This window comes from Acinetobacter sp. YH01022 (genome assembly GCF_013420235.1).
GTDB lineage: Bacteria > Pseudomonadota > Gammaproteobacteria > Pseudomonadales > Moraxellaceae > Acinetobacter.
Genome location: NZ_VOYP01000007.1, coordinates 40,205 through 65,753, shown reverse-complemented (window position 1 = coordinate 65,753; position 25,549 = coordinate 40,205). Strand labels below are relative to the sequence as shown.

The 25,549-nt window shown below is 40.8% G+C and carries 20 protein-coding genes; 14 read left to right on the top strand and 6 right to left on the bottom strand.

The window, feature by feature from the left end; genetic code table 11:
• Window positions 1-172 precede the first annotated feature (172 nt).
• Window positions 173-2,404, bottom strand: coding sequence for an NADP-dependent isocitrate dehydrogenase (locus tag FTT87_RS03720; RefSeq protein WP_180082751.1), 2,232 nt, complete (start codon window positions 2,402-2,404; stop codon window positions 173-175).
• Window positions 2,405-3,573: 1,169 nt separating this feature from the next.
• Here FTT87_RS03720 and FTT87_RS03715 point away from each other — a divergent pair.
• The 9 genes from FTT87_RS03715 (at window position 3,574) to FTT87_RS03675 (ending at window position 14,016) form a co-directional block, all read left to right on the top strand.
• On the top strand, window positions 3,574-4,848 hold the full coding sequence (locus FTT87_RS03715; protein WP_180174411.1) for a sensor histidine kinase KdpD: 1,275 nt from the start codon (window positions 3,574-3,576) through the stop codon (window positions 4,846-4,848).
• A gap of 75 nt (window positions 4,849-4,923) precedes the next feature.
• Window positions 4,924-7,683 carry a bifunctional [glutamate--ammonia ligase]-adenylyl-L-tyrosine phosphorylase/[glutamate--ammonia-ligase] adenylyltransferase gene (gene glnE, locus FTT87_RS03710; protein WP_180174410.1) on the top strand — a complete coding sequence of 920 codons (2,760 nt, stop codon included), beginning with the start codon at window positions 4,924-4,926 and terminating at the stop codon, window positions 7,681-7,683.
• An 18-nt stretch (window positions 7,684-7,701) separates the two neighbouring features.
• Window positions 7,702-8,628: a branched-chain amino acid transaminase gene (locus tag FTT87_RS03705; protein WP_180174409.1), complete on the top strand. Its 927-nt coding sequence runs from the start codon at window positions 7,702-7,704 to the stop codon at window positions 8,626-8,628.
• 128 nt (window positions 8,629-8,756) lie between these two features.
• Window positions 8,757-9,500 carry a GT-D fold domain-containing glycosyltransferase gene (locus tag FTT87_RS03700; RefSeq protein WP_180174408.1) on the top strand — a complete coding sequence of 248 codons (744 nt, stop codon included), beginning with the start codon at window positions 8,757-8,759 and terminating at the stop codon, window positions 9,498-9,500.
• Between the two features lie 40 nt (window positions 9,501-9,540).
• Window positions 9,541-10,419, top strand: a complete 879-nt coding sequence (locus tag FTT87_RS03695; RefSeq protein ID WP_180174407.1) for a mitochondrial fission ELM1 family protein — start codon at window positions 9,541-9,543, stop codon at window positions 10,417-10,419.
• A 12-nt stretch (window positions 10,420-10,431) separates the two neighbouring features.
• A complete protein-coding gene (locus tag FTT87_RS03690; RefSeq protein ID WP_092820324.1) occupies window positions 10,432-11,460 on the top strand; it encodes a glycosyltransferase in 1,029 nt (342 codons plus the stop codon).
• A complete protein-coding gene (locus FTT87_RS03685; protein ID WP_213031973.1) occupies window positions 11,457-12,212 on the top strand; it encodes a polysaccharide deacetylase family protein in 756 nt (251 codons plus the stop codon). Before FTT87_RS03690 ends, FTT87_RS03685 begins: the two co-directional genes overlap by 4 nt.
• Complete coding sequence (locus FTT87_RS03680) at window positions 12,206-12,985, top strand: glycosyltransferase family 2 protein (protein WP_180174440.1); 780 nt, start codon at window positions 12,206-12,208, stop codon at window positions 12,983-12,985. Before FTT87_RS03685 ends, FTT87_RS03680 begins: the two co-directional genes overlap by 7 nt.
• Window positions 12,982-14,016 carry a glycosyltransferase gene (locus FTT87_RS03675; protein ID WP_180174406.1) on the top strand — a complete coding sequence of 345 codons (1,035 nt, stop codon included), beginning with the start codon at window positions 12,982-12,984 and terminating at the stop codon, window positions 14,014-14,016. The genes FTT87_RS03680 and FTT87_RS03675 overlap by 4 nt, the downstream gene beginning before the upstream one ends.
• Here the strand turns inward: FTT87_RS03675 and FTT87_RS03670 are convergent, their stop codons facing one another.
• Complete coding sequence (locus tag FTT87_RS03670) at window positions 14,017-14,898, bottom strand: hypothetical protein (RefSeq protein WP_180174405.1); 882 nt, start codon at window positions 14,896-14,898, stop codon at window positions 14,017-14,019. It abuts the gene before it with no gap.
• Window positions 14,899-14,980: 82 nt separating this feature from the next.
• On the opposite strand from FTT87_RS03670, the gene FTT87_RS03665 reads away from it, so the two are divergent.
• The 4 genes from FTT87_RS03665 (at window position 14,981) to FTT87_RS03650 (ending at window position 18,864) form a co-directional block, all read left to right on the top strand.
• Window positions 14,981-15,742, top strand: a complete 762-nt coding sequence (locus FTT87_RS03665) for a glycosyltransferase family 25 protein (RefSeq protein ID WP_180174404.1) — start codon at window positions 14,981-14,983, stop codon at window positions 15,740-15,742.
• 55 nt (window positions 15,743-15,797) lie between these two features.
• The gene (locus FTT87_RS03660; RefSeq protein ID WP_180174403.1) at window positions 15,798-16,637 is read left to right on the top strand and encodes a DUF707 domain-containing protein; all 840 of its coding nucleotides are present in this window, start codon (window positions 15,798-15,800) and stop codon (window positions 16,635-16,637) included.
• Complete coding sequence (glf, locus tag FTT87_RS03655; protein WP_180174402.1) at window positions 16,634-17,740, top strand: UDP-galactopyranose mutase; 1,107 nt, start codon at window positions 16,634-16,636, stop codon at window positions 17,738-17,740. Before FTT87_RS03660 ends, glf begins: the two co-directional genes overlap by 4 nt.
• Window positions 17,741-17,904: 164 nt before the next feature.
• The gene (locus FTT87_RS03650; protein ID WP_180174401.1) at window positions 17,905-18,864 is read left to right on the top strand and encodes a polysaccharide pyruvyl transferase family protein; all 960 of its coding nucleotides are present in this window, start codon (window positions 17,905-17,907) and stop codon (window positions 18,862-18,864) included.
• 357 nt (window positions 18,865-19,221) lie between these two features.
• Here FTT87_RS03650 and FTT87_RS03645 read toward each other — a convergent pair whose 3' ends face one another.
• The 4 genes from FTT87_RS03645 to FTT87_RS03630 all read right to left on the bottom strand — a co-directional run bounded on the left by FTT87_RS03645 (window position 19,222) and on the right by FTT87_RS03630 (window position 23,336).
• Window positions 19,222-20,085, bottom strand: coding sequence for a lysophospholipid acyltransferase family protein (locus FTT87_RS03645; protein ID WP_180174400.1), 864 nt, complete (start codon window positions 20,083-20,085; stop codon window positions 19,222-19,224).
• A 194-nt stretch (window positions 20,086-20,279) separates the two neighbouring features.
• Window positions 20,280-20,501 (bottom strand): hypothetical protein, encoded by a 222-nt coding sequence (locus tag FTT87_RS03640; RefSeq protein ID WP_131274343.1) that lies wholly within the window; start codon window positions 20,499-20,501, stop codon window positions 20,280-20,282.
• A gap of 117 nt (window positions 20,502-20,618) precedes the next feature.
• Window positions 20,619-22,409, bottom strand: coding sequence for an aspartate--tRNA ligase (aspS, locus tag FTT87_RS03635; protein WP_180174399.1), 1,791 nt, complete (start codon window positions 22,407-22,409; stop codon window positions 20,619-20,621).
• 162 nt (window positions 22,410-22,571) lie between these two features.
• The gene (locus tag FTT87_RS03630) at window positions 22,572-23,336 is read right to left on the bottom strand and encodes a DUF4184 family protein (protein ID WP_086197525.1); all 765 of its coding nucleotides are present in this window, start codon (window positions 23,334-23,336) and stop codon (window positions 22,572-22,574) included.
• Window positions 23,337-23,478: 142 nt separating this feature from the next.
• On the opposite strand from FTT87_RS03630, the gene znuD reads away from it, so the two are divergent.
• Window positions 23,479-25,521, top strand: a complete 2,043-nt coding sequence (gene znuD, locus FTT87_RS03625) for a zinc piracy TonB-dependent receptor ZnuD (RefSeq protein WP_180174398.1) — start codon at window positions 23,479-23,481, stop codon at window positions 25,519-25,521.
• Window positions 25,522-25,549: the final 28 nt, after the last annotated feature.

The following is a 25,549-nucleotide window of genomic DNA, read 5'->3' as shown; positions in this document are numbered from 1 at the left end:
AGGGAGAGAAATATTTAACAATTTTAAAATTAATAATGTATCGCAGTATATTGATCAGTTTTATGATGCATCATACTTTAATTTAGAGTCTTAAAGTTTTTGATGACAATAAAAAACCGGCGCCTAAACGCCGGTTTTTTACATCACTAACTTTCGTCAGTTCTGGAAAAGCTTAGATTGAAGCAAGTGCAGCATTAAAGGTAGCACTTGGACGCATTACTGCATTTACTTTCTCTTGATCAAGAGCGAAGTAACCACCGATATCTACAGCCTTACCTTGTACTTCTGCAAGTTCAGCAACGATTTTCTCTTCGTTTTCGGCAAGTGCTTTCGCAAGAGGAGCAAACTTCGCTTTAAGCTCAGCATCTTCGTCTTGTGTAGCAAGCTCTTCAGCCCAGAATTTAGCCAGGTAGAAGTGACTACCACGGTTATCTAGCTCGCCAGTACGACGTGATGGAGACTTGTCATTGTCAAGCAATTTACCAGTCGCAGCATCAAGTGTCTTCGCAAGAAGTTTCGCACGAGCGTTGTCTTCTTTAATGCCCATTTCTTCTAATGACACTGCAAGTGCCAAGAACTCACCTAAAGAATCCCAACGCAAGTGGTTTTCTTCTACAAGTTGTTGTACGTGTTTAGGTGCAGAACCACCAGCACCAGTTTCGTACATGCCACCACCGGCCATTAACGGTACGATAGACAACATTTTTGCAGAAGTACCCAGTTCCATGATTGGGAACAAGTCTGTGAGGTAGTCACGAAGAATGTTACCTGTTACAGAAATGGTATCCAGACCGCGAGCAACACGTTCAAGCGTATAACGCATTGCACGAACTTGAGACATGATGTGAATGTCTAAACCAGTTGTGTCGTGATCTTTCAAGTATTTTTGTACTTTCTTGATCAGTTCATTTTCATGTGGACGGTACGGGTCAAGCCAGAAGATTGCAGGCATGCCAGAGTTACGTGCACGAGTTACTGCAAGTTTCACCCAGTCACGGATCGGAGCATCTTTCACCTGACACATACGCCAGATATCGCCTTCTTCCACGTTTTGTGACATCAACACTTCACCTGTTTCAAGGTCAGTGATGTTCGCAATACCTGCTTCAGGAATTTCGAATGTCTTGTCGTGTGAACCGTATTCTTCAGCTTTTTGTGCCATCAAACCAACGTTTGGCACAGTACCCATGGTACGTGGGTCGAAGTTACCATTCCATTTACAGAAATTGATCATTTCCTGGTAAATACGTGCGAATGTAGATTCAGGCATGACTGCTTTAGCATCATACTGTTTACCATCAGCACCCCACATTTTACCACCGGCACGGATCATTGCAGGCATAGAAGCATCTACAATGATGTCGTTAGGAGAATGGAAGTTGGTGATGCCTTTAGCTGAGTCAACCATCGCCAGTGCTGGGCGGTGTTCTTGACACGCGTGCAGGTCACGGATGATTTCGTCACGCTGTGACTCTGGTAAGGTTGCAATCTTTTCGTAAAGATTAGCCATACCGTTGTTTACGTTAATGCCTAATTCGTCGAACAGTTTACCGTGTTTTTCAAATGCATCTTTGTAGTAAATTTTCACACAGTGACCGAATACAATCGGGTGTGAAACTTTCATCATGGTTGCTTTAACGTGTAAAGAGAACAAAATGCCTGCTTCACGGCAATCTTCAAGTTCTTTTTCATAGAAATCGCAAAGCGCTTTCTTGCTCATGAACATTGAGTCAATGATTTCACCATCAAGCAAAGCAAGTTTCGGCTTGAGAACAATGCTTTCACCAGACTTGGTGATGAGTTCCATTTTTACATTGCGTGCACGGTCAAGTGTCATTGATTTTTCACCGTGGTAGAAGTCGCCTTCATCCATGTGTGAAACGTGAGTTTGTGACCATTGTTTCCACTCGCTCATTGAGTGCGGGTGTTTTTTCGCATAATTTTTTACAGCAGTCGGCGCGCGACGGTCAGAGTTACCTTCACGCAGAACCGGGTTTACAGCAGAACCGAGGCATTTGCTGTAACGTGTTTTAATTGCTTTTTCTTCCTCAGTCACCGGGTTTTCCGGATAGTCAGGAAGAGCGTAGCCTTTCGATTGAAGTTCCTTGATACAAGCTATCAACTGGCCAACTGACGCACTAATATTTGGGAGTTTAATGATATTAGTGTCTGGGTCTTGTGTGAGATTGCCAAGCTCTGCCAGGGTATTCGGTACTTTTTGCTCATCGCTGAGGAAGTCCGTAAATTCTGCAAGCACACGTACGGCTACAGAGATGTCTTTTTTAACAATCTCTACACCAGCTGGCTTGGTAAAGGTTTCAATGATCGGCAGCAGGGAGTAGGTCGCCAATAGTGGCGCCTCGTCGGTCAATGTGTAAATGATTTTTGACTTTCCACCAGCCATATATAGCCCCTTGCTTTAGATTGAGTTTGTCAGTACCGAGCTTTTGGCTCAGTTCTGCGAACCGGTTTGCTTAAATAAAACATTAAAAGTATTGGCGCTTATTTGCACCTCAGCCGAACAGCAATATCTTGCATATTGGTCTTTGGCTGAAAATTTGTATACATCAGTGTTGTTCACCAATCCCCCTATTCTACGTGAAATTTAGTTATTTTTCGAATCGGGGTGAGGCTTCCGGTCTCTCATGTGGCAACTCCCCGTATTTGGTCATATAAGTAGAGAATCTTGCTTAATAAGTTATATAATTTATTATTATCAATAACTTATTTGTATGAATACCTCCTGCATAAAAAAAAACCGGCGAGCGATTTTTTGCCGATTTATAAACTAATTACTTAGGACATGTTGGGTATCATGGAAATAAATTATCTAGCGGGGAAGAAGAGGTAAATTTTTCTTAGATTGATTGGACAATTATTTGGGGGAGATAAGCATTTATTATTGTTATTCATGACTGCGCTGAAAAGTGTGCTGGCAACAATCATAATCATTACTGTCATCGAAAATGGGTTGCAGATCTGATGTAAAAGAAGAAGTTAAATAAATGAATAGCTGTTCTGAGCAGCAGTATTTGAACAGGACAGTCCTAGAGAAACAGGAAATGCGTTAAGAGGGAGACTCAAAAAAACAGCAAGGCTAAAAAAGATGATTTTTCAATTTTTGCGCAAGAAATATGGCAATTTGCTCTACGATGATTTCTGTAACATAGAGTATGCCTGAACAATTGAATGATGAGCTGATCAATTGTGCCGTGTTTAAATAAATGGATGATGAGCTAAACACTTAATCATCTGACTGTCCCGATGAAAACTGGAAACCATGCTATTGTAGTCAAATGTTGACTAAGGATAGCTTTAGATTTTCGCTTCGAGTCCGACCCTCGGGATATATATTCAAACCATATCAGTGATTAATAATAGATTGGTTTTTTATTGTTTGAATAGAATTGTGATCTGCTTTTGATGCCAAGGTGAAAACTAGAGTCAATATTGGGTATAAATTGTCACTGTTTGTCTTTATTCATTGTCTTCAATATGAAACTTTGTTAATAAGATGAAACATGATAATTATTTCTTTAAAACAACAAATAATAGTGATTGGATGAATCAAATATGAAAATGCAGTTGCTTGAAATAGGCTCGGAAACTGAGCAGCTTAGTGCATGTAAAATCTCACTATTATTAGGCGTTTTTACAGCAACGAATCAGCTTGAGCGTTTTTTAAGGTTTTCCCGCAACATGCTTGGTGCTGAACAGGCGGTACTGGCTTTTCATCATGAGCCTTATATCTGGTATTCCTCCAATCATGGTTTTAAGGCTTTTTGCTCGCCTGATGAAACCGGTTTAAGTTCTTATTTTGAAGAGCATCCTTTTATTGATCACCAGCACAGTCAATATCCGAATCTGGTGCAGCATGTGAGCCAATTCGGCGTAGAAGCCAAGCGTTATCTGGCTTTTGATTTGCGTTTAAGTAACGGTACTTCAATTGGTCAGGCGCTTTTTTTTGATCAGCAGAAAAAACCGTTTCATCCTGAAAGTATTACAAATGTCAGTGACTTGACCAACAGTCTGATCCATATGATTGAACTGAAGGCAGATCATGCTGAACTGAAGGAAATGTACGAGCAGCAAGCGGCGCTCAATTTCAGTAAAACCAAGTTTTTCCAGATTATTGCCCATGACCTGAGAGCCCCATTTCATGGTTTGCTCGGCTTTTCAGAAGTGCTGGCGCAAGAGCGTGAAACACTGGATGAATCCAGCATACAGAATATTGCTGAATATTTGTATGATACGGCACAATCGACTTATAACCTGCTGGAAAGCCTGCTGAACTGGGCAATGGCTGAAGGCGGACGTTTCATTTATCATCCCATTAATTTTGAATTAAAACAGTCAAGCAAGATTGTTTGTGACGTATTACATAGTTTGGCGGTAAAGAAAAATATTCAGTTAATTGACCAGATTGAAGAAGGCATCAAGGTCTATGCCGATATCAACATGATTACTTCAGTGATACAGAACCTGGTTTCCAATGCTTTGAAATTCACCCCGACCGATGGTACGGGGCGCGTCATCATTCATGCAAATGAGTCCGAAGTAGGGGTGCATATTTCTGTACGGGATACCGGTCTGGGGATGAGTCGGGCACAAATGGATCAGCTGTTCCAGCAGTCGGTTACGGTCAGTATTAAAGGGACTGCAGGAGAAAAAGGTACTGGTCTGGGCCTGGTCTTGTGTAAGCGTTTTATTGATTTGAACCATGGGCAAATTTTTGTAGATTCTACAGAAGGTGAAGGCACGACATTTAATGTGATTTTACCGGCAGCCACCAGTGCCCATCAGGCTTTAGCCCAGGAACAGCCTAAAATTGAAAAAGTAAAAGTATAGAAAATCAATTTTTCTTTTCCACTATTTCTTTTCAGCTGCTATAACTAGAAAAAAAATCAGGCTGAAGGTTTTAAGATGAATGCGGAACAATTGCACAACACATTGCGTGCGAGCCAATATGCAGAACAGGTGTTGGGAAAACACAGCGCTCTATTAGAACAAGATTATGCAATTGATCAATTTCTCCTTCCTTTAACCACCATTCAAATCCAGAACATTGTTCATGACACGCTAGAGCAGATTACAGATGAAAGCACCTGGATGCATGCCATTCGTGTGCTTCGCGCGCGCTTGATGTTCCGCTGGATTTGGCAGGACGCTAACCGGTTGACGGATGTGATAACCCTGACACGCGAGCTTTCCGATTTTGCCGATGCTGCTATTTGCGCGGCTAAAGATTTTGCCCGTGCTCCATTGGTGGCCAAGCACGGTGAGCCTATCGGCTACGGTGGTGAGGTGCAGGATTTAATCGTGGTCGCCATGGGCAAGCTCGGGGCACAAGAGCTTAACCTTTCAAGTGATATTGATCTTATTTTCGGTTTTGATGAACAGGGCGAAACCAATGGTCGCAAATGTATTGATGTACAGCAGTTTTGTATTTTGTGGGGGCAAAAGCTGATTTATCTGCTTGATCATATTACCGCAGACGGATTTGTATTCCGTGTTGATATGCGCCTGCGTCCTTGGGGCGATGGTTCAGCTTTGGCGATTAGCCATGTTGCCCTGGAAAAATATTTAAGCCAGCATGGCCGTGAATGGGAGCGCTATGCATGGATTAAGGCACGTATTGTGACTGGTGGTAAAGAAGGTGCAGAACTGCTGGAGATGACCCGTCCATTCGTATTTCGTAAATATGTTGATTACACCGCCTTTGAAGCCATGCGTGAAATGAAGGCGATGATTGAACGCGAAGTACAACGCCGTAATATCGAAGATGATATCAAGCTTGGAGCAGGGGGGATTCGTGAAGTCGAATTCATCGTTCAAGTCTTTCAATTGATTTATGGTGGCTCAAAACTTGAATTACAGGATCGCCAGTGTCTGGTCAGCCTGCATCATTTGGGTGAAGTGGGGCTTCTTGAACAAAATGCCGTACTTGAACTGGAAGATGCCTATCTGTTTTTGCGCCGGATTGAACATGCCATTCAGGCACTCAATGACCAGCAGACCCAATCCTTGCCCAATGAACCTGATTTAAGAAATCGCATGATTGAAACGCTGGGTTTTGATAGTTGGGAGCAATTTTTAGAAGTGCTAAATCAAAAACGTGCCAAGGTCATCTATCAGTTTGAGCATTTGATTAAAGAAAAAGAACCTGATCCGTTAATTGAAAGCTTTACTCAATTAGAGAAACAGCTAAATGAAGTGCTGGATGAAGATGCCAAAAATCTGGTGCATGAATTCTGGAATGGGCATGCGCTGAAAAAATTGCCAGCCAAAGCCGTACAGCGTTTAAAGACGTTTTGGCCACACCTGATTGAAGCGATTTTGCAGTCTGATAAACCGCAAGTGGCACTGTTACGTTTGATGCCTTTGGTCGAATCGGTCCTGCGCCGTACCGTGTATCTGGTAATGTTGATTGAAAGTAAGGGTGCGCTGCAGCGTCTGGTGAAAATGGCCACGGTGAGTCCATGGATTTGTGAGGAACTGACCCATTATCCGGTACTGCTGGACGAATTTTTATCAATGGATTTTGAATTGCCGAAACGCAAGGATCTGGAAGATTCACTGCGCCAGCAACTGTTGCGCATTGAGATTGATCAGGTTGAAGATCAGATGCGCGTGCTGCGTTTATTCAAGAAATCTAATGTATTGGCTGTGGCAGCCAGTGATGTGCTGGCGGAAAGTCCATTGATGAAAGTCTCCGATGCATTAACCGATATCGCAGAAGTATCCGTTAATGCGACATTAAATCTGGCTTATCAAATTACTGCTAAAAAGCATGGCTATCCTTTAGATGTAGAGGGGCAGCGCTGTTCACTCGATCATATGGCATTCGCGGTCGCAGGCTATGGCAAACTAGGTGGCATTGAACTGGGTTATGGCTCGGATTTGGATCTGGTATTTATTCATTATATGAGTGAACAGGGTGATACCGATGGTATTAAACCTATTAGCGGTTTTGAGTTTGCTATACGCGTGGCACAGAAATTCATGTCGCTGATGACCACACAAACCTTAGATGGGCGGGTCTATGAAATTGATACCCGTTTACGTCCATCGGGTGAGGCGGGACTGTTGGTGACCAGCCTCAAAGCCTTTGAACAATATCAATTAAAAAGTGCCTGGGTGTGGGAGCATCAGGCGCTGGTTCGTGCCCGATCCATTGCCGGTGAAGCTTCCCTGCGAGAAAAGTTTGAAGATTTACGCTGCCGCATTTTGACCCAGCCACGGGATGAGGCGAATGTTCGAGCAGAAGTGCTGAAAATGCGTCAAAAAATGAAAGACCATTTGGGCTCTTCCAAAGAGCAGCAAAAAGATGGGATTTTTCACTTAAAACAGGATGCAGGTGGTATCGTTGATATCGAATTTATGGCACAGTATGCGGTATTAGCATGGAGTGGGTCGAATCCTGATCTCGCCCATTACTCCGACAACGTACGAATCCTTGAGGATGCCGCAAAAACGGATCGCTTATCCAGCGCCGATGCGACAGCATTGATTCAAGCTTATCTCCGTGAACGAGCCGAGAGCCACCGTTTAGCCCTTGCAAATCAATCCATGCAAGTTGCAGCTGACGACTGGTACGATACCCGAGAGGTCGTTTGCAAGTTATGGCAAAGATTAATTGATCCAACTGCAGCTTTTGCGTTGGATAGAAATGACTGTGTATAAAAATTTGGAGTGTGTGCCATGAATTTGGCTGATCGTGATGGTTTTATCTGGCAAGATGGACAAATGGTTGACTGGCGTGAGGCGAAAATCCACGTCCTAACTCATACATTACACTACAGTATGGGTGTCTTTGAGGGTGTCCGTGCTTATGAAACACCAAATGGTACCGCGATTTTCCGTCTCCAAGATCATACCAAGCGTTTGCTTAACTCTGCAAAAATCTATCAAATGAAGGTTCCATTTGATCATGCAGCACTTGAGCAGGCTCAAATTGATGTAGTACGTGAAAATAAATTAGCTTCATGCTATTTGCGTCCAATTATCTTTATCGGTTCGGAAAAACTCGGTATTGCTGCAACGGATAATACTATTCATGCCACTGTGGCAGCATGGGGCTGGGGTGCTTATCTGGGTGAAGAAGCGATGGCGAAAGGTATTCGCGTTAAAACTTCATCATTTACCCATCACCATCCAAACGTGACCATGTGTAAGGCAAAGGCTTCTGGTAACTACACTTTGTCTATTCTTGCACACCAAGAAGTGGCACATTCGGGTTATGACGAAGCGATGTTAATGGACCCGCAAGGTTATGTATGCCAAGGTTCTGGCGAAAACGTATTCCTGGTAAAAGATGGTGCATTGCATACACCGGATATCGCTGGCGGTGCTTTAGACGGTATTACCCGTCAAACTATCATTACCATTGCCAAAGACTTGGGTTATGAAGTGGTTGAACGCCGTATTACGCGTGACGAATTCTATATTGGTGATGAAGCATTCTTCACCGGTACTGCCGCTGAAGTGACTCCAATCCGTGAATATGATGATCGTATCATTGGTGAAGGCTGTCGTGGTCCAATTACGACAAAAATCCAGAAAGCGTTCTTTGATGCAGTTCAGGGTAAAGATCCTAAATATGCACACTGGTTAACTTACGTAAAATAAGTTGATCGGTTAAGATGAGAAGGCGGAACGAAAGTTTCGCCTTTTTTTGTATTTAATAGATATTGTACAGGTGTTGAATGGCATTTGAGTCGGCTATGCGTAGATTTAAACTACGCATGAAAAAAAGAATGTATAAACTCAATAAAAAGCGCTGGCTTGCTGAAAATCAGTTAGATTTGCAATATTTTGAAGAAAAATTGCTGTATTCAATGCCGGAAACTTTACAGCTGGTTGCGCAAGGTAAATCACTGGCGCGTTTTGGAGATGGTGAAATTACCTTAATGGATGGAGATGATATTGATTTTCAGAAAAGTAGTCCTGAACTTGCCTTAGAATTGGAAAATATCCTAAAAAACCAAGATGAAAAACTGTTGGTATGTTTGCCAACAATACTGACAGCTTGCGACGATGATGAAGCCAATTGGTGGTTAAAATTTTGGTATGTTCGCTGGAAAGACTTAAAACAAAAGCTGAGCTTTGAACATTCATACGGACACTCTATGGTGACACGTCCTGATTTTTTCATCATGTATCCCGAACAGGCAGTACAGGCATGGAAATCAATTTGGCAGAATCGTAAAATTGTTTTGATTACAGGTGAGGGTTCTAAACTGAATTTAGAACATATGCTGTTTGATAATGTTTCCACCCGTCAAATAATTTATTCGAAAGCGATGAATGCTTATGCTGATGCAAACAGGATTATTGCAGAGGTGCAAAATACTGCTGGGCAAAACTGTTTGATTTTGATTGCTTTAGGCCCTACTGGAACGGTTTTAGCCAAACGTTTTTCCGATCTTGGCTATCAAGCATTGGATATTGGTCACATCACTAGTTCATACGATGCTGCTTTTCAGCAGAAAGCAGGCTGATTGCCAGCCATTCAAGCAGCACTTGTGAGGATTTTTCTCTATGCATATTGTCTACGTCAGTGATGGTAAAGCGGGACACCGTTCGCAAGCAGTCGGTTTATATAAAGCTATGCAACGCATAAGCAATATCGAAGTGACCTTTCAGGAAATCTCCATTCAGCAATTGCCAGTTTTCATGCTGTTAAAAGGCATGTTGAGCCGTCAATTGGCACTGTTTGAAAAAAAGCCGGATTATATTTTTGGAGTGGGCAGTCATACCCAATCACGGGTTTTGCTGCTGGGAAAAGTATATCCGCAGGCGAAAACGGTTATTTTAATGAAACCGAATTTTCCGTTTGCCTGGTTTGACCATGCCATCATTCCTGAACATGATGGCGTACCTGAATCCACGCATGTCATTACCACCCAAGGCGCTTTAAACCCGATTGTCAATGAACAGCGCCATCAAGCCAATCGGACCTTGGTTGCTTTAGGTGGCTCATCCAAACGTCATCAGTGGAATGAGAAGAAGGTACTAGAGGCGATTCAGAATATTGTGCAGCACCATCCACAAGCTGAAATTATTTTAACCACTTCACGTCGTACCCCCAAAGAATTTCTTGGACATTTATCAGCTCAGCCTTATGCAAGCCAGCTACAGATTTTCCCGGTGGAAGACACGCCGCAAGGCTGGATCTTTGAACAGATGCAACAAGCAGAAGCAGTTTGGGTCACGGAAGACAGTGTTTCCATGATTTTCGAGGCTTTAACAGCCGGTTGTAAGGTAGGGATAATTACGATAGACCGTTTGAAATCTGATAGAATTACCACGTTGTTGGATCAGCTTTTATCGACATCGTCAGATAAACCACATCACAATCTATTGAATTTAAAACTGAATGAAGCAACCCGAGTTGCTGATATATTATTGAAAACATAGAGTTGTTTCTTCATGAAAATTTTACATATTGCGAATTTTGGCTTTAATAAACAAGGCGCGCATTTTTACTGTACAGACCGCAAAATTTCAGCGGGATTAATTGAAAATGGTCATTTTGTTTATGATTTCAGTTTTCGCGATATGGCGCGTATGGGGACAGTGTTCAAAACCAAAAAACTCGGTGCGAACTGGGCCAATAAAGAAATTCTAAAAATTGTGGATAATATTGAACCGGACCTGGTTTTGGTGGGACATAGTGACTTGATGAGTCCAAATGTGCTCAAAGAAATCAAGCAGCGTTATCCTCAAACCAAAATAGCTTTCTGGTATGTTGACCCCCTGTATCTGGAACAGAAACTCAGTTTTGTACGTGAATTTTCACCCTATCTAGATGCCATTTTCTGCACCACGGGTGGTGAGTATCTGAAAAAACTCAAGCAGCCGCATTTAAAAGTGGTTTATATGCCCAATGTGGGACATCGTAATGTAGAACAATTAAAACAGTTTGAATCAAGCAATATTGATAAGGAATTTATTTTCTGTGGCGTGGTGTATAAAGAGCCGGAACGTGAAAAATTCCTTAAAGATTTGGCTGACACTTTAAAGAATAATCATATTCAATATCAGTATTATGGCTGTTTTGAACAGCCGGGCGTGTATGGGAAAGGCTATTACAAAGTATTGTCTGAATCGCGTATGGGACTGAATTATTCACGTAAAAATGATGTCACGCTTTATAGTTCGGACCGGATTGTGCAGCTCACAGGCAATGGTTTGTTAACATTTAGCCCACGAATTCCGGGCTTCGACAAACTTTATACTGATCAAGAAATCGTTTACTTTGATGACCAGTTTGATCTGGCTGAAAAAATCAAGTTTTATGCAGAGCATCCTGCTCAGGCAAAACGTATAGCGGAAGCGGGTTGGCAAAAAACACGCAATAGTTTTAATGCGCAACGAATTACCCAGTTTATGCTGGAAGTGACTTTTGATCAGCCTTTGACTGAAGCTTATGAATGGTCGCATGAGGTATATGCATAATGTGGTTACTGTATGTGGTTCTGGGTCTCGTCGCCTTTGCGGCGGTTTTATATCTATTGGGAAATTATACCTTTTGGCTGCCATTTCGTCGTGCCAGTTTGCCAAGAATAGTCATGCTGCACCAGGTGACGCCACATGCAGAAGCTTCTGGCATGAATATGCCACCGGCCAAGTTTGAGCAACTGCTGCAATATCTAACGAAAAAGCAGTCTACCTTCTGTTTTGTTTCGGAACTGGACCAGTTTCAAGGGCAAAAGAATATCGTGGCATTATCCTTTGATGATGGTTTTTTAGATAATTATCAATATGCCTATCCTTTGCTGAAAAAATATCATGCCAAGGCGACCATTTTCCTGGCGACACAAATTGAAGGCATTGAAAAGCTCAGTCCAGAACAGATTCGAGAAATGTCTGATTCGGGTGTTATCGAGTTTGGTGCGCATACACAGCATCATGTCAATTTGCTGAAACTGTCCGATGAACAAGCTTTTGCAGAAATGCAGGCTTCCAAACAGGATGTCGAAAAGCTGGTGGGGCGCTGTCCAAGTTTTGCTTATCCCTTTGGCCGTTTTAATGAAAAGCATCAGCAAATGGCCAAAGAAATTGGCTTTAAAAATGCAGTATCTACCCGTAAAAAAATCGAAGCCTATACCGCAGAAAATCAATTTAATATTCCTCGTGTCAGTACACACGGGGCCATGAATGCCTTGCAAATGCGTATTGCCTTAGCCAAAGGACGTTATAAATTATGAGTATTCCATGTAGTGTTTATATCGTCACTTTAAATTGCGGCGCATGGCTTGAAGCTACTTTAAACAGTGTGCGTGATTTTGCTGAAGTGATTATTCTGGATTCGGGCAGTACCGATACTACTTATGCTATTGCCCAGTCATTTCCTAATGTGCGTATTTCGCACCAAGACTGGCAGGGTTATGCCGGACAAAAAAGCCTGGCTCTGGCACAGTGTCAATATGATTGGGTGCTGAACCTGGATGGCGATGAAGTTTTGTCACCCGAGTTGAAAAAAGAAATTGAACAGTCCATTCAGGCCAGTCAGATTGATGCCTTAATTACACCTATTAATGATGTCTTCTTGGGCGTGCCGAACAGCAAGCACACGAAAAAGCATGCCAAAGTGCGCTTTTTTCGCAAAAGCAAAGGACATTACGACCTGGAAAATAAAGTCCATGAAAATGTGATTGTGGATGGTCAGAGCGTGCGTGCTGAAGGCGATATTTACCACTATGGCGAATCTAGCATCTTCGTTAAAGTGGAAAAAAACAACCAGTATTCCAATTTGAAAGCTGCTGAAAAATTTCAAAAAGGCAAAAAGCCAAGCTTGTTAAAATTGAGTCTGGTCATGCCTGTGACTTTTTTAAAATCCTATTTTATCCGCCGTAGTTGCCTAAATGGCTGGCGCGGTTTTGTGAATAGCATGATCAATGCATTTTATGCTTTTTTAAAAGAAGCCAAGCTGTTTGAACAGTATCAAAATGCGTCCAAGAATAAACGGGACAAGACATGAAGATTGTTCAGGTTCTGGCGACCAGTGGCGGTGTCGGTGGCCTAGAACAGCATACGTTTAACCTGGCCAACGAAATGTCATTGCAGCATGAGGTGCATATGATTGCGCATCCGTGTTATGCAGAAAAGTTTAATGAGCATGTGCATTTTCATCCGCTAGATTTTGCCCGTAGCCGCTGGAATATTTTCCTGCTCTGGCAGTTGAAAAGCTTAATCAATCAAATTCAGCCGGACATTGTGCATGCCCAGGCAGGCAAGGCGGCTGAACTGGTTTCTAAAATTAAGAGCTGGCTGAAACCAGTCAAAGTGGTAACGACGGTTCACGGTACGAAAAAGAATAAATCTGCTTATCTGGTGGGAGATGCAGTGATTGCAGTCAGCAAAGCGCTGACCAAAGGCATTCCTCCAGAAAAAGCGCATATTGTTTATAATGGCGTATATGTGCAGCCCAGCCTGACAGATGCACAAAAGCAGGCATTAAAAACAGACATTGATCAGCAGTTTCCTGGCTTGGATGCGGGTAAAAAAAATGTGATGTGCATTGGCCGTTTAGAACCCGTCAAAAATATTGCATTATTGATTCAGGCCATGCAGGATGTTGATGCCAACGTGTATATCGTTGGCGATGGTTCATTACGGCAGACACTTGAACAGCAAGTTATAGACTTGAATATGCAAAACCGGGTTGCATTTTTAGGCTTTCGAACCGATGCACGTGACCTGGTGCAGTTGGCCGATGTCGTGGTGCTTTCATCCGACAGGGAAGGCTTTCCCTTGGTCATGGTAGAAGCCTTGCAAGCCGATAAAGCCATGGCTGCAACGAAGGTCAATGGGGTGATTGAATGGTTGCCTGAAGCCTATCTGGCTGACATTGGCGACGTACAGGGATTACAACAGGCCATTCAAAATGCGTTAAATGCACATGCCCAACATGATTTTCAGCCTTTATTTGCCAAAGCCAAAGCAGAATTGACGGTGGCTGCAATGACACAGCAAACGCTCAATATTTATGAGCATTTGCTGAAGGCTTGATTATTGTTTAGCGGATAAACGAATGGCATCCAGGACCACAAAGTTATTTTCGACATTAATGGTGTGGCAGCCATCATCCTCGCTCTTCCAGTCTGGCAAAACCACTTCTAAAAGTTGCTCTTGATAAACCGTCGGGCTCAGTTGAATAATTTCTTTCAGTTCAATGTTGCCACCATAGCGTTTGAGCGAATCCTGGCTTGGGCGAACCAGTTTGGCGTTGTAAATAAAAGGCTTGCCTGCCATGCGAAACTGTTGCTGGCCTTTGCACACCGGGTTTTGCGGGTGTTCTTGCCAGTCTGGGTTGAGAATATTTTCGGTAAAGAACAGGTCTAAACGGTCCCCAAACTTTTTACAGTTTCTGCGTGTTGAGGTAAACAGGTACCACATGCCTTCATGGTAAAAAGGTGTGCTATCGACGGCATCAATCCCTTCTAAAATATTGGAATGTTTTTCCCATTTCAAAGGAAACTCGGTACATTTCCACAGTTCGATGGTTTTATTGGCACTGGTTTCAGGAATCATATACCAGTCATTTTCGACCTTAAATACGCATGGATAAGACAGGTGATAATCCAGTTTTAAAATGGTCTGTGGTTCTGTATAGCATCCATCTTTGAAAATTTCCAATACGGATAGAAAACCAACAGGATGGATATCATTCACTTCTTCAAAGAAGATATAATGACGATTATTTTCCTGTACATAAAAACAGTCTGCAAAGGTGAATTTTTCAGGTGAATGGATTTCAAATAAACCATGTAACTGTTCCTGGCTTTTTAAGGGTTGATCAAGCCAGCCAAAGCGCATGTACCAATGAGAATCAAACTTTTTGGCTTGTTGATTTTGTTGAAATTTATACCATTTCTTTAAAATTGTGCGCATGATAAAAGTAAGTAAACATTAAAGGCTATCTATCCAATTCTACATTAGTTATCATGCGCTGAGGGTAAAAGCGGTAGATTTTATGAAAACATTCATCGTCAGTATTGAAGAAGAAACGTCTCCACGGCTCTTGAAATTTCTAAGCCAGCCTTTTTTTAAAAAAGGTCAACTGGCTTATGTCAAAGTAGGCGTTAAAGGCGGTGAGCTGACTGCAAAACAATATTTTGATTTAGGGGTGAAAGGGCGTTCGAGACCGCTTTCACCTAGTATGGTGGGATGTACACTTTCTCATATTGAAGCTCTAAAAGCATTTTTACAATCACATGATGAGTTTGCTTTAGTCCTTGAGGATGATGCCATTTTACCAGATGACTTCGATGCTGCATCGCTAGAGCAAGAATTAAAACAAGTGCAGTTGGCACCGCAGTTTCTATTCAGCATCGGTGGTATTCAAATGAAGGAATGCCGTAAGGTTCGTGGAGATATAAAATCATTCACATTGCATCGAGCACCAGTTCTGGAAGTAAATCCAGATTTTTATCATCGTATTTGTTATACGGTGTCTTATATTGTTGATCGGGCAATGGCTAAGGCTTTAATCCAATATCATCAAAAGTTACGTGCTGCTGATGATTGGCGATATATTCCTGATTTATACCCTGATTCACGCATTTATATGGCATTTATTGTGGATCATCCTGTTCTTGAGCCTAACGTGAATAATCCAGCTTTCAGTACAATTGAAGCGGAGCGTGCGGATTCAAGTGATGTTCCTGTCAGTAAATTCGGTTCAAGTCTGCGATATAATTTAGCGAAATTTTTCAATAAAAAGTATCCATTATAAATTGAAAATCATACAGCTTTAAAAAGCTGTAAAAAGAGGGTGAGTTGGTTTTGTGATGAAAAATTTAATTGTTGTCCGATGTGGTGATAATTCTTTACATGAAAAATGGATATCACCAGATGCGAACTATGATGTTGTTGTCAGCTATTTTGGAAATGAGGCCAAATTCGATTTAGAGCATTTAAGATTTTTTCATCCATATAAAGGGTCGAAATGGGAAGGACTAAATGACTTTTTTCAAGGTAATGATTTCTGGCGTGAATATGATGCGATTTGGCTTCCTGATGATGATATTGACACGGATGTCCAGACATTAAATAAATTTTTTGATTTATTTCATCTATATAAGTTTGATATTGCTCAGCCTTCTTTAGATACGCGTAGCTATTTTTCATGGGCTTTATTGCTTCAGAATACAAGTTTTAAATACCGTAAAACAAACTTTGTTGAAGTTATGATCCCTTGTTTTTCAAAATCAACATTTGAAAAAATTTATCCGACATTTTCAGAGAATAAATCAGGCTGGGGTTTAGATTTCCTGTGGCCACAAATGCTGGGGAGAGAAGCTAACATAGCAGTTGTTGATGAGGTTTCAGTATTTCATACCCGTCCTGTAGGTTCAGCTGGATCTGGCATGGGCAAAAAAATTATTTCAAAAAAATCATTTTTTTCAAAAAACAAAGAATTAACACCTACTGATGAATTAAAAATTATAGCGAAAAAATACAAGCTTGTTCAAAAAGTACGATGTATTGGAGGGCTGGATAATAATGGAAATTATAAAGAGGCAGAAGATGTAAAATTTAAGCAATTATATCTTTACGGTTGTGATACTAGATTGCTTGAGAATCTCAAAATTGATTTTGGTTTAAATAAATTAGAGTTGGAAAAATGAAATTTTTAATAGTGGGTTCTGGTTTTACAGGGGCTGTCATTGCAAGAAAATTAGCTGAATCAAATCATCGTGTATTTGTTATTGATCAGAGAAATCACATTGCAGGAAATTGTTTTACACAACGTGATAAAGAAACAAACATTATGGAACATGTCTATGGGCCACATATATTTCATACAGATGATGAAGAAGTTTGGAATTATGTAAATCAGCATGGTGAGTTTAAACCCTTTGTTAATCGTGTTAAATCAGTTGTGAAAGGAGAGGTTTTTTCTTTACCGGTAAATTTACATACGATTAATCAATTTTATGATAAAAGTTTTTCACCGAAAGAAGCAAAAGAATTTATTGAGTCGATTGGAGACGCAAGTATTGAAAACCCTCAAAATTTTGAGGAACAGGCTCTTAAGTTTATTGGGGTAGATTTATATGAGGCTTTTTTTAAAGGATATACAGTAAAACAGTGGGGATTAGATCCTAAACAGCTCCCCGCTAGTATTCTTAAGCGATTACCTGTTAGATTTAACTATGATGATAATTATTTTTCACATAAGTATCAGGGAATTCCTGAACATGGATATACAGAAATTATCCACTCCATTCTAAATCATGAAAATATTCAGGTTGAGTTAAATTGTGCTTTTAATGAAAGCATGAAGTCACAATTTGATCATATAGTTTGGAGTGGAAAACTAGATGAATGGTTTAACTATTCCGAAGGTAAATTGAGCTATAGAACACTTAAGTTCGAAAAGTATTATGATTATGGCGATTTTCAAGGCAATGCTGTTATAAATTATGGAGATGAAGATATTCCATATACACGTATTACAGAACATAAACACTTTATGCCTTGGGAAGAACATAAGCGGACAATTTATTTTAAGGAATATAGTTCTGAATGCCGTGATGCAGATATTCCATACTATCCAGTAAGATTGGCGAATGATAAAACAATTCTGAATAAATATTTATCTAAAGCAAATAATGAAGAAAATGTTACTTTTGCTGGCCGCTTAGGTACTTATAGTTATATGGATATGGATGTAACAATTCGTGAAGCTATTAATATTGCAGAAAAATTAGTATCACGCTTTATTTAATATTATTTATTAAAGGGATAGATGAAATCCATCCCTTTATTATTCAAAATCTCAATTTTAAGATTTTATTGATGACCTATGTTTCGCGTATATTATGGGGAGGATTAAAGAAGTTAAAACTGCTAAAATAGAAAAATTATTATTTTATTTGTAGTGAGAAATTTGTGTGCGTTAATAATGCAGTAATGGATGGATTGAAGTCAAAGCTGTCTGAAATTTTGTACTTTATATCTGATAAAGATGATGTTGTCTATTTAGACTATCCCTTTCATTACAATGTTGGTGACATACTAATTTTTCTAGGCGGTGTTGAGTTTCTTAGAAAGAATGATATTAGAGTAAAGAAATTTTATAATATAAATAATTTTAGCCTTGAAAAAATCAAAAAAGATATAACCAAAAATACCACCATATTATGTCATGGAGGTGGGAATTTTGGTGATATTTACCAAAATCATCAAAAAATGAGAGAGTTAGTCGTTCAAAATTTTCCAGATAACAGAATTATATTCTTACCACAGACAATTTTTTTTGAAGATATAGAAAGTCAAGAATTGTCTTTAAACATCCTAAAAGATCATGAAAATCTAATCTTTTTTTTGAGAGATTTACCGAGTTTAAAGATTATAAAGCCAATATCTGAAAAAAGTTATTTGATGCCAGATATGGCTCATTTTCTTTATGGTAGTTTGAAAGCAAATCAAAAGGCGGTAAAAGATGAACTGTATTTTTTAAGAAGGGATTCAGAGAAGATAGAAAATCAAAATGAACTATTGGGGAAAGCAGCAAAGAGCATTGATTGGTGCGATATTATTAGTTATCAAGACGAAATTTTATTAAAGAAGCTTAAAAGACTCATAAAATTGAATAAAGTGTTTAAAATTTCAAAAATAGATAATTATATTTTTGAAGTCTGGTACAAGCACTGTTGGGAACTTGTTTATAGATGTATCAATGATTTTTCAGGTTATGAAAAAGTCATTACCTCAAGATTACATGGTCATATTTTAACATGCTTATTAGAACGTAATTCAGTGTTGTTGAACAACTCTTATGGAAAAAACAAAGCATATTATGAATTATGGACCAAAGAATTAGCAGAATACATTGATCAGAGTTCATAAAAATTGTAATTATTCAGATGTGCCAGATAAGAAATTTTTACTCCCTATCTGGTTACCTTTCAAGATAATATAAATCAAGCCAACAAAAATTACGAAAGCACCAGCAATTCTACTTACGCAGAAATATAGAATACACTCTTTGGCGAGCGCAAAAAAAAATTATTTGCCAAAATGTACCGCATGAAAAGCTATTTTACGATAGAAAATGCAATCAACATAATACCATGATTACGAAAGCGGGATGCATAGTCATAGCTTGCTTAACTCAATACTAGAATGTCATTAGCAATTACTAATCTCAATTTATTCCATTATAGCGGTCTAATCATCTAATTTAATGTAAAGAGAAATACACGTTTAAATTTTATAAGGATTGACGTTTCCATAACAGTTTCTAAACCGTTTATAAGACCAAACATATTGCTCAGGTGCAACATTAATCATACTTTCAAGATTTTGATTGAGGCTATCAACTGAAGTCTGTAAATCATTCGACAAGATGTCATCTGTCAAAACTGAACAGTGGACACTGAAACCGGAAATCTCATCCCGTATACAACTAAGCCCAATGATATTGCATTGAGTTTTATTGGCCAGTTTTGACACCAGTGTCGTCGATAAGGTATTTTGCCTAAAGAAGTTTGAATAGATACCCCCGGATGCTTTAGGAAGATGATCTGGCAAAATGACTGTCAGTCCACCTTGCTTGAGGTGCTTAAAGATTGCACGCACACCATTTTCATCTGTCGGGACAAGTGTGGCATTTAATCGTTGTCTTGCTTGCAACATAAAACGATTGACAGCTTTGTTTTTGTTGGGTTTATACATAATCATGGGAGAAGTATGCAGATTCAGCCATGCATTTAAAAGTTCCCAACAGCCAAAATGGGCAATCACCACAATTACGCCTTTACTATTGGCTAAGGCTTGAGTAAGGTGCTGTTCACCATAAATATTTTTTAGCTGATTCAAACTATATTCAGGCGACATACCCCAGCATTTAATGGATTCCACATAAGTCATACATTGGCTAATTAAGCTTTTTCTGATCAGAGTTTTTTGTTCTGATGAGTTCAATTCTGGATAAGCTAATTGTAGATTGATCCGCGTAATCCGCTTCATAGAAGAATTATGACTATTAAGGAGAAGGGCAATCCAAAAAGCAATGAATTGCAAAACTGAAAGTGGCAGCAGGGCAACAACTTTAAATAGAAAATACATGACAGCGCAACTCTAAAAAACCAAAAATAGAGAATGAAAAGAAAATTTTGGAAAGAGTTTTATCGCATCAATGATGCTGCGCCGTTTCTAAACTACAGAGTAGGAGTTAAAAGTCTTGAGAACAAAATAAAGAAAACACAAATTACAGAAACCACTGAAGCTCATGGTGGTATTCAGTGGATTAATAAAATAAGTTATTGAGGTTTATCGGCATTGCCTTTTAAAACCATATAAATCAAGCCGACAAAAATAAGCAAGGCCCCACCTAGACTACTTACACAAAAATAAAGAATGCGTTCATTGGTATCCATGTTAAATAAGCCATTGGCCAGGATATAACGCATAAATAGCCACTGCACAACAGAAAACACAATCAACATAATGCCACGATTACGAACAGCGGGACGCATAGCCATAGCTTGCTTAACTCAATAATAGAAAAACAGCATTATTATGCCATTACCAGAAACCAATCTCAATTTAATAAAAAAACCCTGCCTGAGCAGGGTTTTTATTACTGTACTAGAAAAACATTAAACTTCTTGTTTAGTTTCAGCTTTTGGTTTTTCACGTAAGCGAATACCCAAATCACGTAATTGATTGCCTTCAACTGGAGCAGGAGCTTGAGTCAACGGACATTCAGCTGTCTTGGTTTTCGGGAATGCAATCACGTCACGGATTGAAGATGAACCTGTCATCAGCATGACAAGACGGTCTAGACCGAATGCCAAACCACCGTGCGGAGGTGCACCGAATTTCAAAGCATTGAGCAAGAAGCTGAATTTCTCTTCGGCTTCTTCTTCAGAAATGCCAAGCGCTTCAAAGATCGCTTTTTGCATCTCGAGCGTATAGATACGAAGTGAACCGCCACCAATTTCGGTACCGTTCAATACCATATCATAAGCCACAGACAATGCTTGACCTGGATTGTTCTTCACTTCTTCTACACTTGATTTTGGTAGTGTGAACGGGTGGTGAACAGAAGTCCATTTGCCATCATCAGTTTCTTCGAACATCGGGAAGTCAACAACCCAAAGCGGAGCCCACTCACAAGTCGCCATGTTCATGTCATGACCGATCTTGATACGTAAAGCGCCCATTGCATCATTTACAACTTTGGCTTTGTCCGCACCGAAGAACACGATATCGCCATTTTCAGCACCAACACGTTTCAACAGATCCAGCACGATTGGCTCGATAAATTTCACGATTGGAGATTGAAGACCTTCAATGCCTTTTTCAAGTTCGTTGACTTTAATATAAGCCAAGCCTTTGGCACCGTAGATACCCACGAATTTCGTGTATTCGTCGATCTGGCTACGTGGAAGAGAACCTGCACCCGGTACGCGAAGCGCAACAATACGGCCTTTAGGGTCTTTAGCAGGACCTGCGAATACTTTGAACTCAACGTCTTGCATCATGTCTGCAACGTCAACCAGTTTCAAAGGAATACGCAAGTCCGGTTTGTCAGATGCGTAATCACGCATTGCATCTGCATAGGTCATGCGCTGGAATTTGTCGAATTTCACGCCAAGAAGTTCATCGAACATCTTAACGGTTAAACGCTCCATCAAATCCATGATGTCATCGTCACTCATGAACGATGTTTCAACGTCGATTTGGGTGAATTCAGGCTGACGGTCAGCACGTAAGTCTTCATCACGGAAACATTTAGCAATTTGATAGTAACGATCAATACCACCCACCATCAACAACTGTTTGAACAGCTGTGGGGATTGTGGAAGTGCGTAGAAGCTACCGTTAGAAACACGACTTGGTACTAAATAGTCACGAGCACCTTCTGGAGTAGCACGGGTCAAGATCGGAGTTTCAACGTCTAAGAAACCATTTTCTTCGAAGTAGTTACGAATCAGGTTGGTCAATTTAGAACGGAAACGTAGGCGATCTAACATTTCTGGACGGCGAATATCCAGGAAACGATATTTCAAACGGATTTCTTCAGAAATGTTGGTATTTTCATCATTCAATGGGAATGGAGGCGTTTCAGAAGTAGCAAGAACTTCGATGTCTTTTGCTAAAACTTCGATTTGACCACTCACCATGTTGGCATTTTCTGTGCCTTCATAACGGCGACGTACACGACCTGTGATTTTTAATACGAATTCAGAACGTGCCTTGTCCGCAGTTGAGAATGCTTCTGGTGTATCTGGATCGATAACCACTTGAACAAGACCGTCACGGTCACGCATGTCAAGGAAGATAACACCACCGTGGTCACGGCGACGGTGTACCCAACCGCATAATGTTACGGTTTGGTCAATTTGGGCTTCAGTTAATGAGCCACAGTAATGAGTTCGCATCATAGCGTAAAAAATCCAACTATATGGGTTAAGGTCAGCGTATACGTAAACAGCGTACCGCTTTTTTCGAATGTTGAATTATGCCTCTTTGGGCATATAGTCACAAGAACTTGAGACAAAAACAGCAACAATTTAAAGTGAATAAGCGGAAAGTGGGCTATTTGATTAGCCCATACGCCGATTCTGGTCCAGAAATAAAAACAGTAAACAGCCCAGGCTAAATACCATCAAAAAGCCCTGACTGAATTCATTGATGGAACGGCCGGTAAAATAATACAGCTCAGATTGCCACACCTCATCAGGAATATAGTGCATATAGTCCCAGACCGAGAACAGGGCAGTGAGGATCGACAGGCCGAATAATCCCCAAGCAAAAACTTTGATTTTGTGGCTAAGGGCCAGGGATTGCCGATGGCACCGATAATAATGCAGGCTCATCCATACAATAAATGGCAGGGCTGCGAACGAGCTCCCAAGCTGCAAAATGCGGTGCAGGGGATAGCTTTGTCCTAAAATCTGAAACTGCTGACTGAGAAGGTCATGCAAGGCAAAGGTACGAAAATCCACATGGGTCAGACCATCCCAAATCAGATGGGTTGCTGTACCCAGCATCACGGCCAGACAGACTCCTGTAAAAAACTTAAATGCTGCAAAGAGGCTGGTGATATTCAGTTCATGCCGGATACCGAGAAAGCGGTAGATCACCGGCCGGTAAATCAGATACCAGATGGCACAAAAAGCCAGCCCGATCCACAAGTTTGGATGAATCAGGGAGGACCATAAATGAGTGCTATTGGAATGATCTTGGCTAAACAGACGATAAAGGTCTGGCACCATGCAGCCAATTGCCAGTGCGGCAACCGGAAGCCGGTTTCCAGTCAGGTAGGAAATGGGTGGGGCAAGGACAGCATGAGATAGGGTAAAGGGCATAAATAAAATAATGTTTTAATGCGATAAAAAGTATTTAAAAACATTCTAATAAAATATGTAGCTGTTTATCGTAAAGGATTGCAAAAAAAATGCAATGTTATATTATAACGTTATTTAGAAATTGCAGCCTTGAGTCCGTTCCATGCTTATTCATAAGAATTTAATTACACTCTCTATTTTTGCCGTCATTGCACCTGCTGTTTTTGCTGATGAGGATACTCAGACTCAACAACTTGCCACCCTCAAATTGCAGGCACATCCCCTGGTACAGTCGGCTGCAGATTTTGCAGTGGCTGATCAGGTCATTGATCATAAAAAGCTTGCCGAAGGCAGTACGACCATTGGTGATGCTTTGGCAGGTGAGCTTGGGGTATCTTCGAACCAGTATGGTTCAGGTTCAAGCCGTCCAGTGATTCGCGGGCAAGATGGTGCGCGTGTTAAAGTTCTGCAACATGCTTCTGAAACTGCGGATGTTTCGACCTTGTCGCCTGACCACGCGGTGACGGTTGATCCAATTCTGGCAAAACAGGTTGAGATTATTCGTGGACCATCGACTTTACTGTATAGCGCAGGAACAGTGGGTGGTTTGGTCAATGTCACAGATAATAAAATTCCAACGCAAATGCCTGAAAAGGGTTATGAAGGTCAGCTAGGCTTACGTTACAACACGGGTAGTGATGAAAAACTCGCTAGTGCGGGTGTCACGGTTGCTTTAGCCGATCAGGTTGCGTTACGGGTTGAAGGTTCAAAACGTAAAGCCAATGACTATATTGCACCAGATTATTTCCATGATCATGAAGGCGAATTAGAAAAAGAACGCCGTGTCGGGAATACCTTTGCTGAAGGTGAAACGGTCAATGTTGGATTGTCCTGGATTCATGACCGAGGCTTTAGCGGCATTTCATACAGTAACCGTCAGGACCAGTATGGCTTGCCGGGGCATAGTCATGAATATGAAGATTGTCAGGTGTCCGGTAATGCCTTAATTGGCTGTGGCCAGCAACCCGGGCATACGCATGAAGAGCATGCAGCGGGACCATGGGTCGATTTGAAAACCGAACGTTATGATTTCCGTACCGAACTCAATGATCCTTTTGCCGGGTTTCAAAAGCTTCGTGCCCATGCCAGCTATACCGATTACAAGCATGATGAAATTGAAGAGAATGCTGCGCAAACCACCTTTAAAAGCAAAGGCTATGATGCACGTTTAGAATTGGTCCACAATCCGATTGCAAACTGGGAAGGGATGATCGGTGCTCAATATAATCAGCAAAAGCTGGATATTAGTGGTGAAGAAGCTTTGCTGGATCCGACTAAAACCCGGAAGTGGAGTCTGTTTGCCTTAGAACATAAACAGTTTGATGATGTACATGTTGAACTCGGTGCACGTGTGGATCAGCAAAAAATTGACATCGATTCTGATAAAAAAGACTTTGATGATTATGGTTTTTCCTACTCAGGCGCGCTGAACTGGGAATTTGTACCCAACTATAAATTATCGCTGGTCGGTTCTCATCAAGAACGTCTGCCTTTGGCGCAAGAACTGTATGCCAATGGTAAACATTTCGCGACCAACACTTATGAACGCGGCAATGAAAATCTGGCTGCAGAAAAATCCAATAATCTGGAGCTTGGTCTGCATTATGAAAACGGTCCGCTGGATTATCATGTGCATGCCTATCACAACTGGTTTGATCACTATATTTATGCCCAAACCCTGGATAATTTTAAAGATTTCCGCCTAGTTGAATATACCCAAGACAAAGCCAAGTTCTATGGAGCCGAAGCAGCGGCCTCTTATACTCTAAACGATACCTACAAAGTGGGTGTGTTTGGGGATTATGTGCGTGGCAAAATCGAGAATGAAAATGCACCTCGTGTTCCGGCAGGTCGTCTAGGTACCAAAGTGGACGCAAGCTTTGACGATCACTGGTCGGGTCTGGCTGAGTATTACCATGTGTTTAATCAGGACAAAATTGCCAGCTATGAGGATGAAACTCAGGGCTATAACATGGTTAATCTGGGCTTGAGTTATGCCAATACTCTTGCTGATAAAAATACTTATCGTGTCTACTTTAAAGCCAATAACCTGCTGGATGATCAAGTTTATTCACATGCTTCATTCCTGTCGAATATTCCGCAAGTGGGACGTAACTTTACTGTTGGTCTAGAATTCGGTTTCTAGGCAAAAGTCATCCTGAAATCTGCTGATT

Excerpts from the sequence above, each read along its gene's own strand:
- FTT87_RS03720 (WP_180082751.1), bottom strand. The coding sequence starts at position 2,404 with ATGGCTGGTGGAAAGTCAAAAATCATTTACACATTGACCGACGAGGCG.
- FTT87_RS03715 (WP_180174411.1), top strand. The coding sequence starts at position 3,574 with ATGAAAATGCAGTTGCTTGAAATAGGCTCGGAAACTGAGCAGCTTAGT.
- glnE (WP_180174410.1), top strand. The coding sequence starts at position 4,924 with ATGAATGCGGAACAATTGCACAACACATTGCGTGCGAGCCAATATGCA.
- FTT87_RS03705 (WP_180174409.1), top strand. The coding sequence starts at position 7,702 with ATGAATTTGGCTGATCGTGATGGTTTTATCTGGCAAGATGGACAAATG.
- FTT87_RS03700 (WP_180174408.1), top strand. The coding sequence starts at position 8,757 with ATGTATAAACTCAATAAAAAGCGCTGGCTTGCTGAAAATCAGTTAGAT.
- FTT87_RS03695 (WP_180174407.1), top strand. The coding sequence starts at position 9,541 with ATGCATATTGTCTACGTCAGTGATGGTAAAGCGGGACACCGTTCGCAA.
- FTT87_RS03690 (WP_092820324.1), top strand. The coding sequence starts at position 10,432 with ATGAAAATTTTACATATTGCGAATTTTGGCTTTAATAAACAAGGCGCG.
- FTT87_RS03675 (WP_180174406.1), top strand. The coding sequence starts at position 12,982 with ATGAAGATTGTTCAGGTTCTGGCGACCAGTGGCGGTGTCGGTGGCCTA.
- FTT87_RS03670 (WP_180174405.1), bottom strand. The coding sequence starts at position 14,898 with ATGCGCACAATTTTAAAGAAATGGTATAAATTTCAACAAAATCAACAA.
- FTT87_RS03665 (WP_180174404.1), top strand. The coding sequence starts at position 14,981 with ATGAAAACATTCATCGTCAGTATTGAAGAAGAAACGTCTCCACGGCTC.
- FTT87_RS03660 (WP_180174403.1), top strand. The coding sequence starts at position 15,798 with ATGAAAAATTTAATTGTTGTCCGATGTGGTGATAATTCTTTACATGAA.
- glf (WP_180174402.1), top strand. The coding sequence starts at position 16,634 with ATGAAATTTTTAATAGTGGGTTCTGGTTTTACAGGGGCTGTCATTGCA.
- FTT87_RS03645 (WP_180174400.1), bottom strand. The coding sequence starts at position 20,085 with ATGTATTTTCTATTTAAAGTTGTTGCCCTGCTGCCACTTTCAGTTTTG.
- FTT87_RS03640 (WP_131274343.1), bottom strand. The coding sequence starts at position 20,501 with ATGGCTATGCGTCCCGCTGTTCGTAATCGTGGCATTATGTTGATTGTG.
- aspS (WP_180174399.1), bottom strand. The coding sequence starts at position 22,409 with ATGATGCGAACTCATTACTGTGGCTCATTAACTGAAGCCCAAATTGAC.
- FTT87_RS03630 (WP_086197525.1), bottom strand. The coding sequence starts at position 23,336 with ATGCCCTTTACCCTATCTCATGCTGTCCTTGCCCCACCCATTTCCTAC.
- znuD (WP_180174398.1), top strand. The coding sequence starts at position 23,479 with ATGCTTATTCATAAGAATTTAATTACACTCTCTATTTTTGCCGTCATT.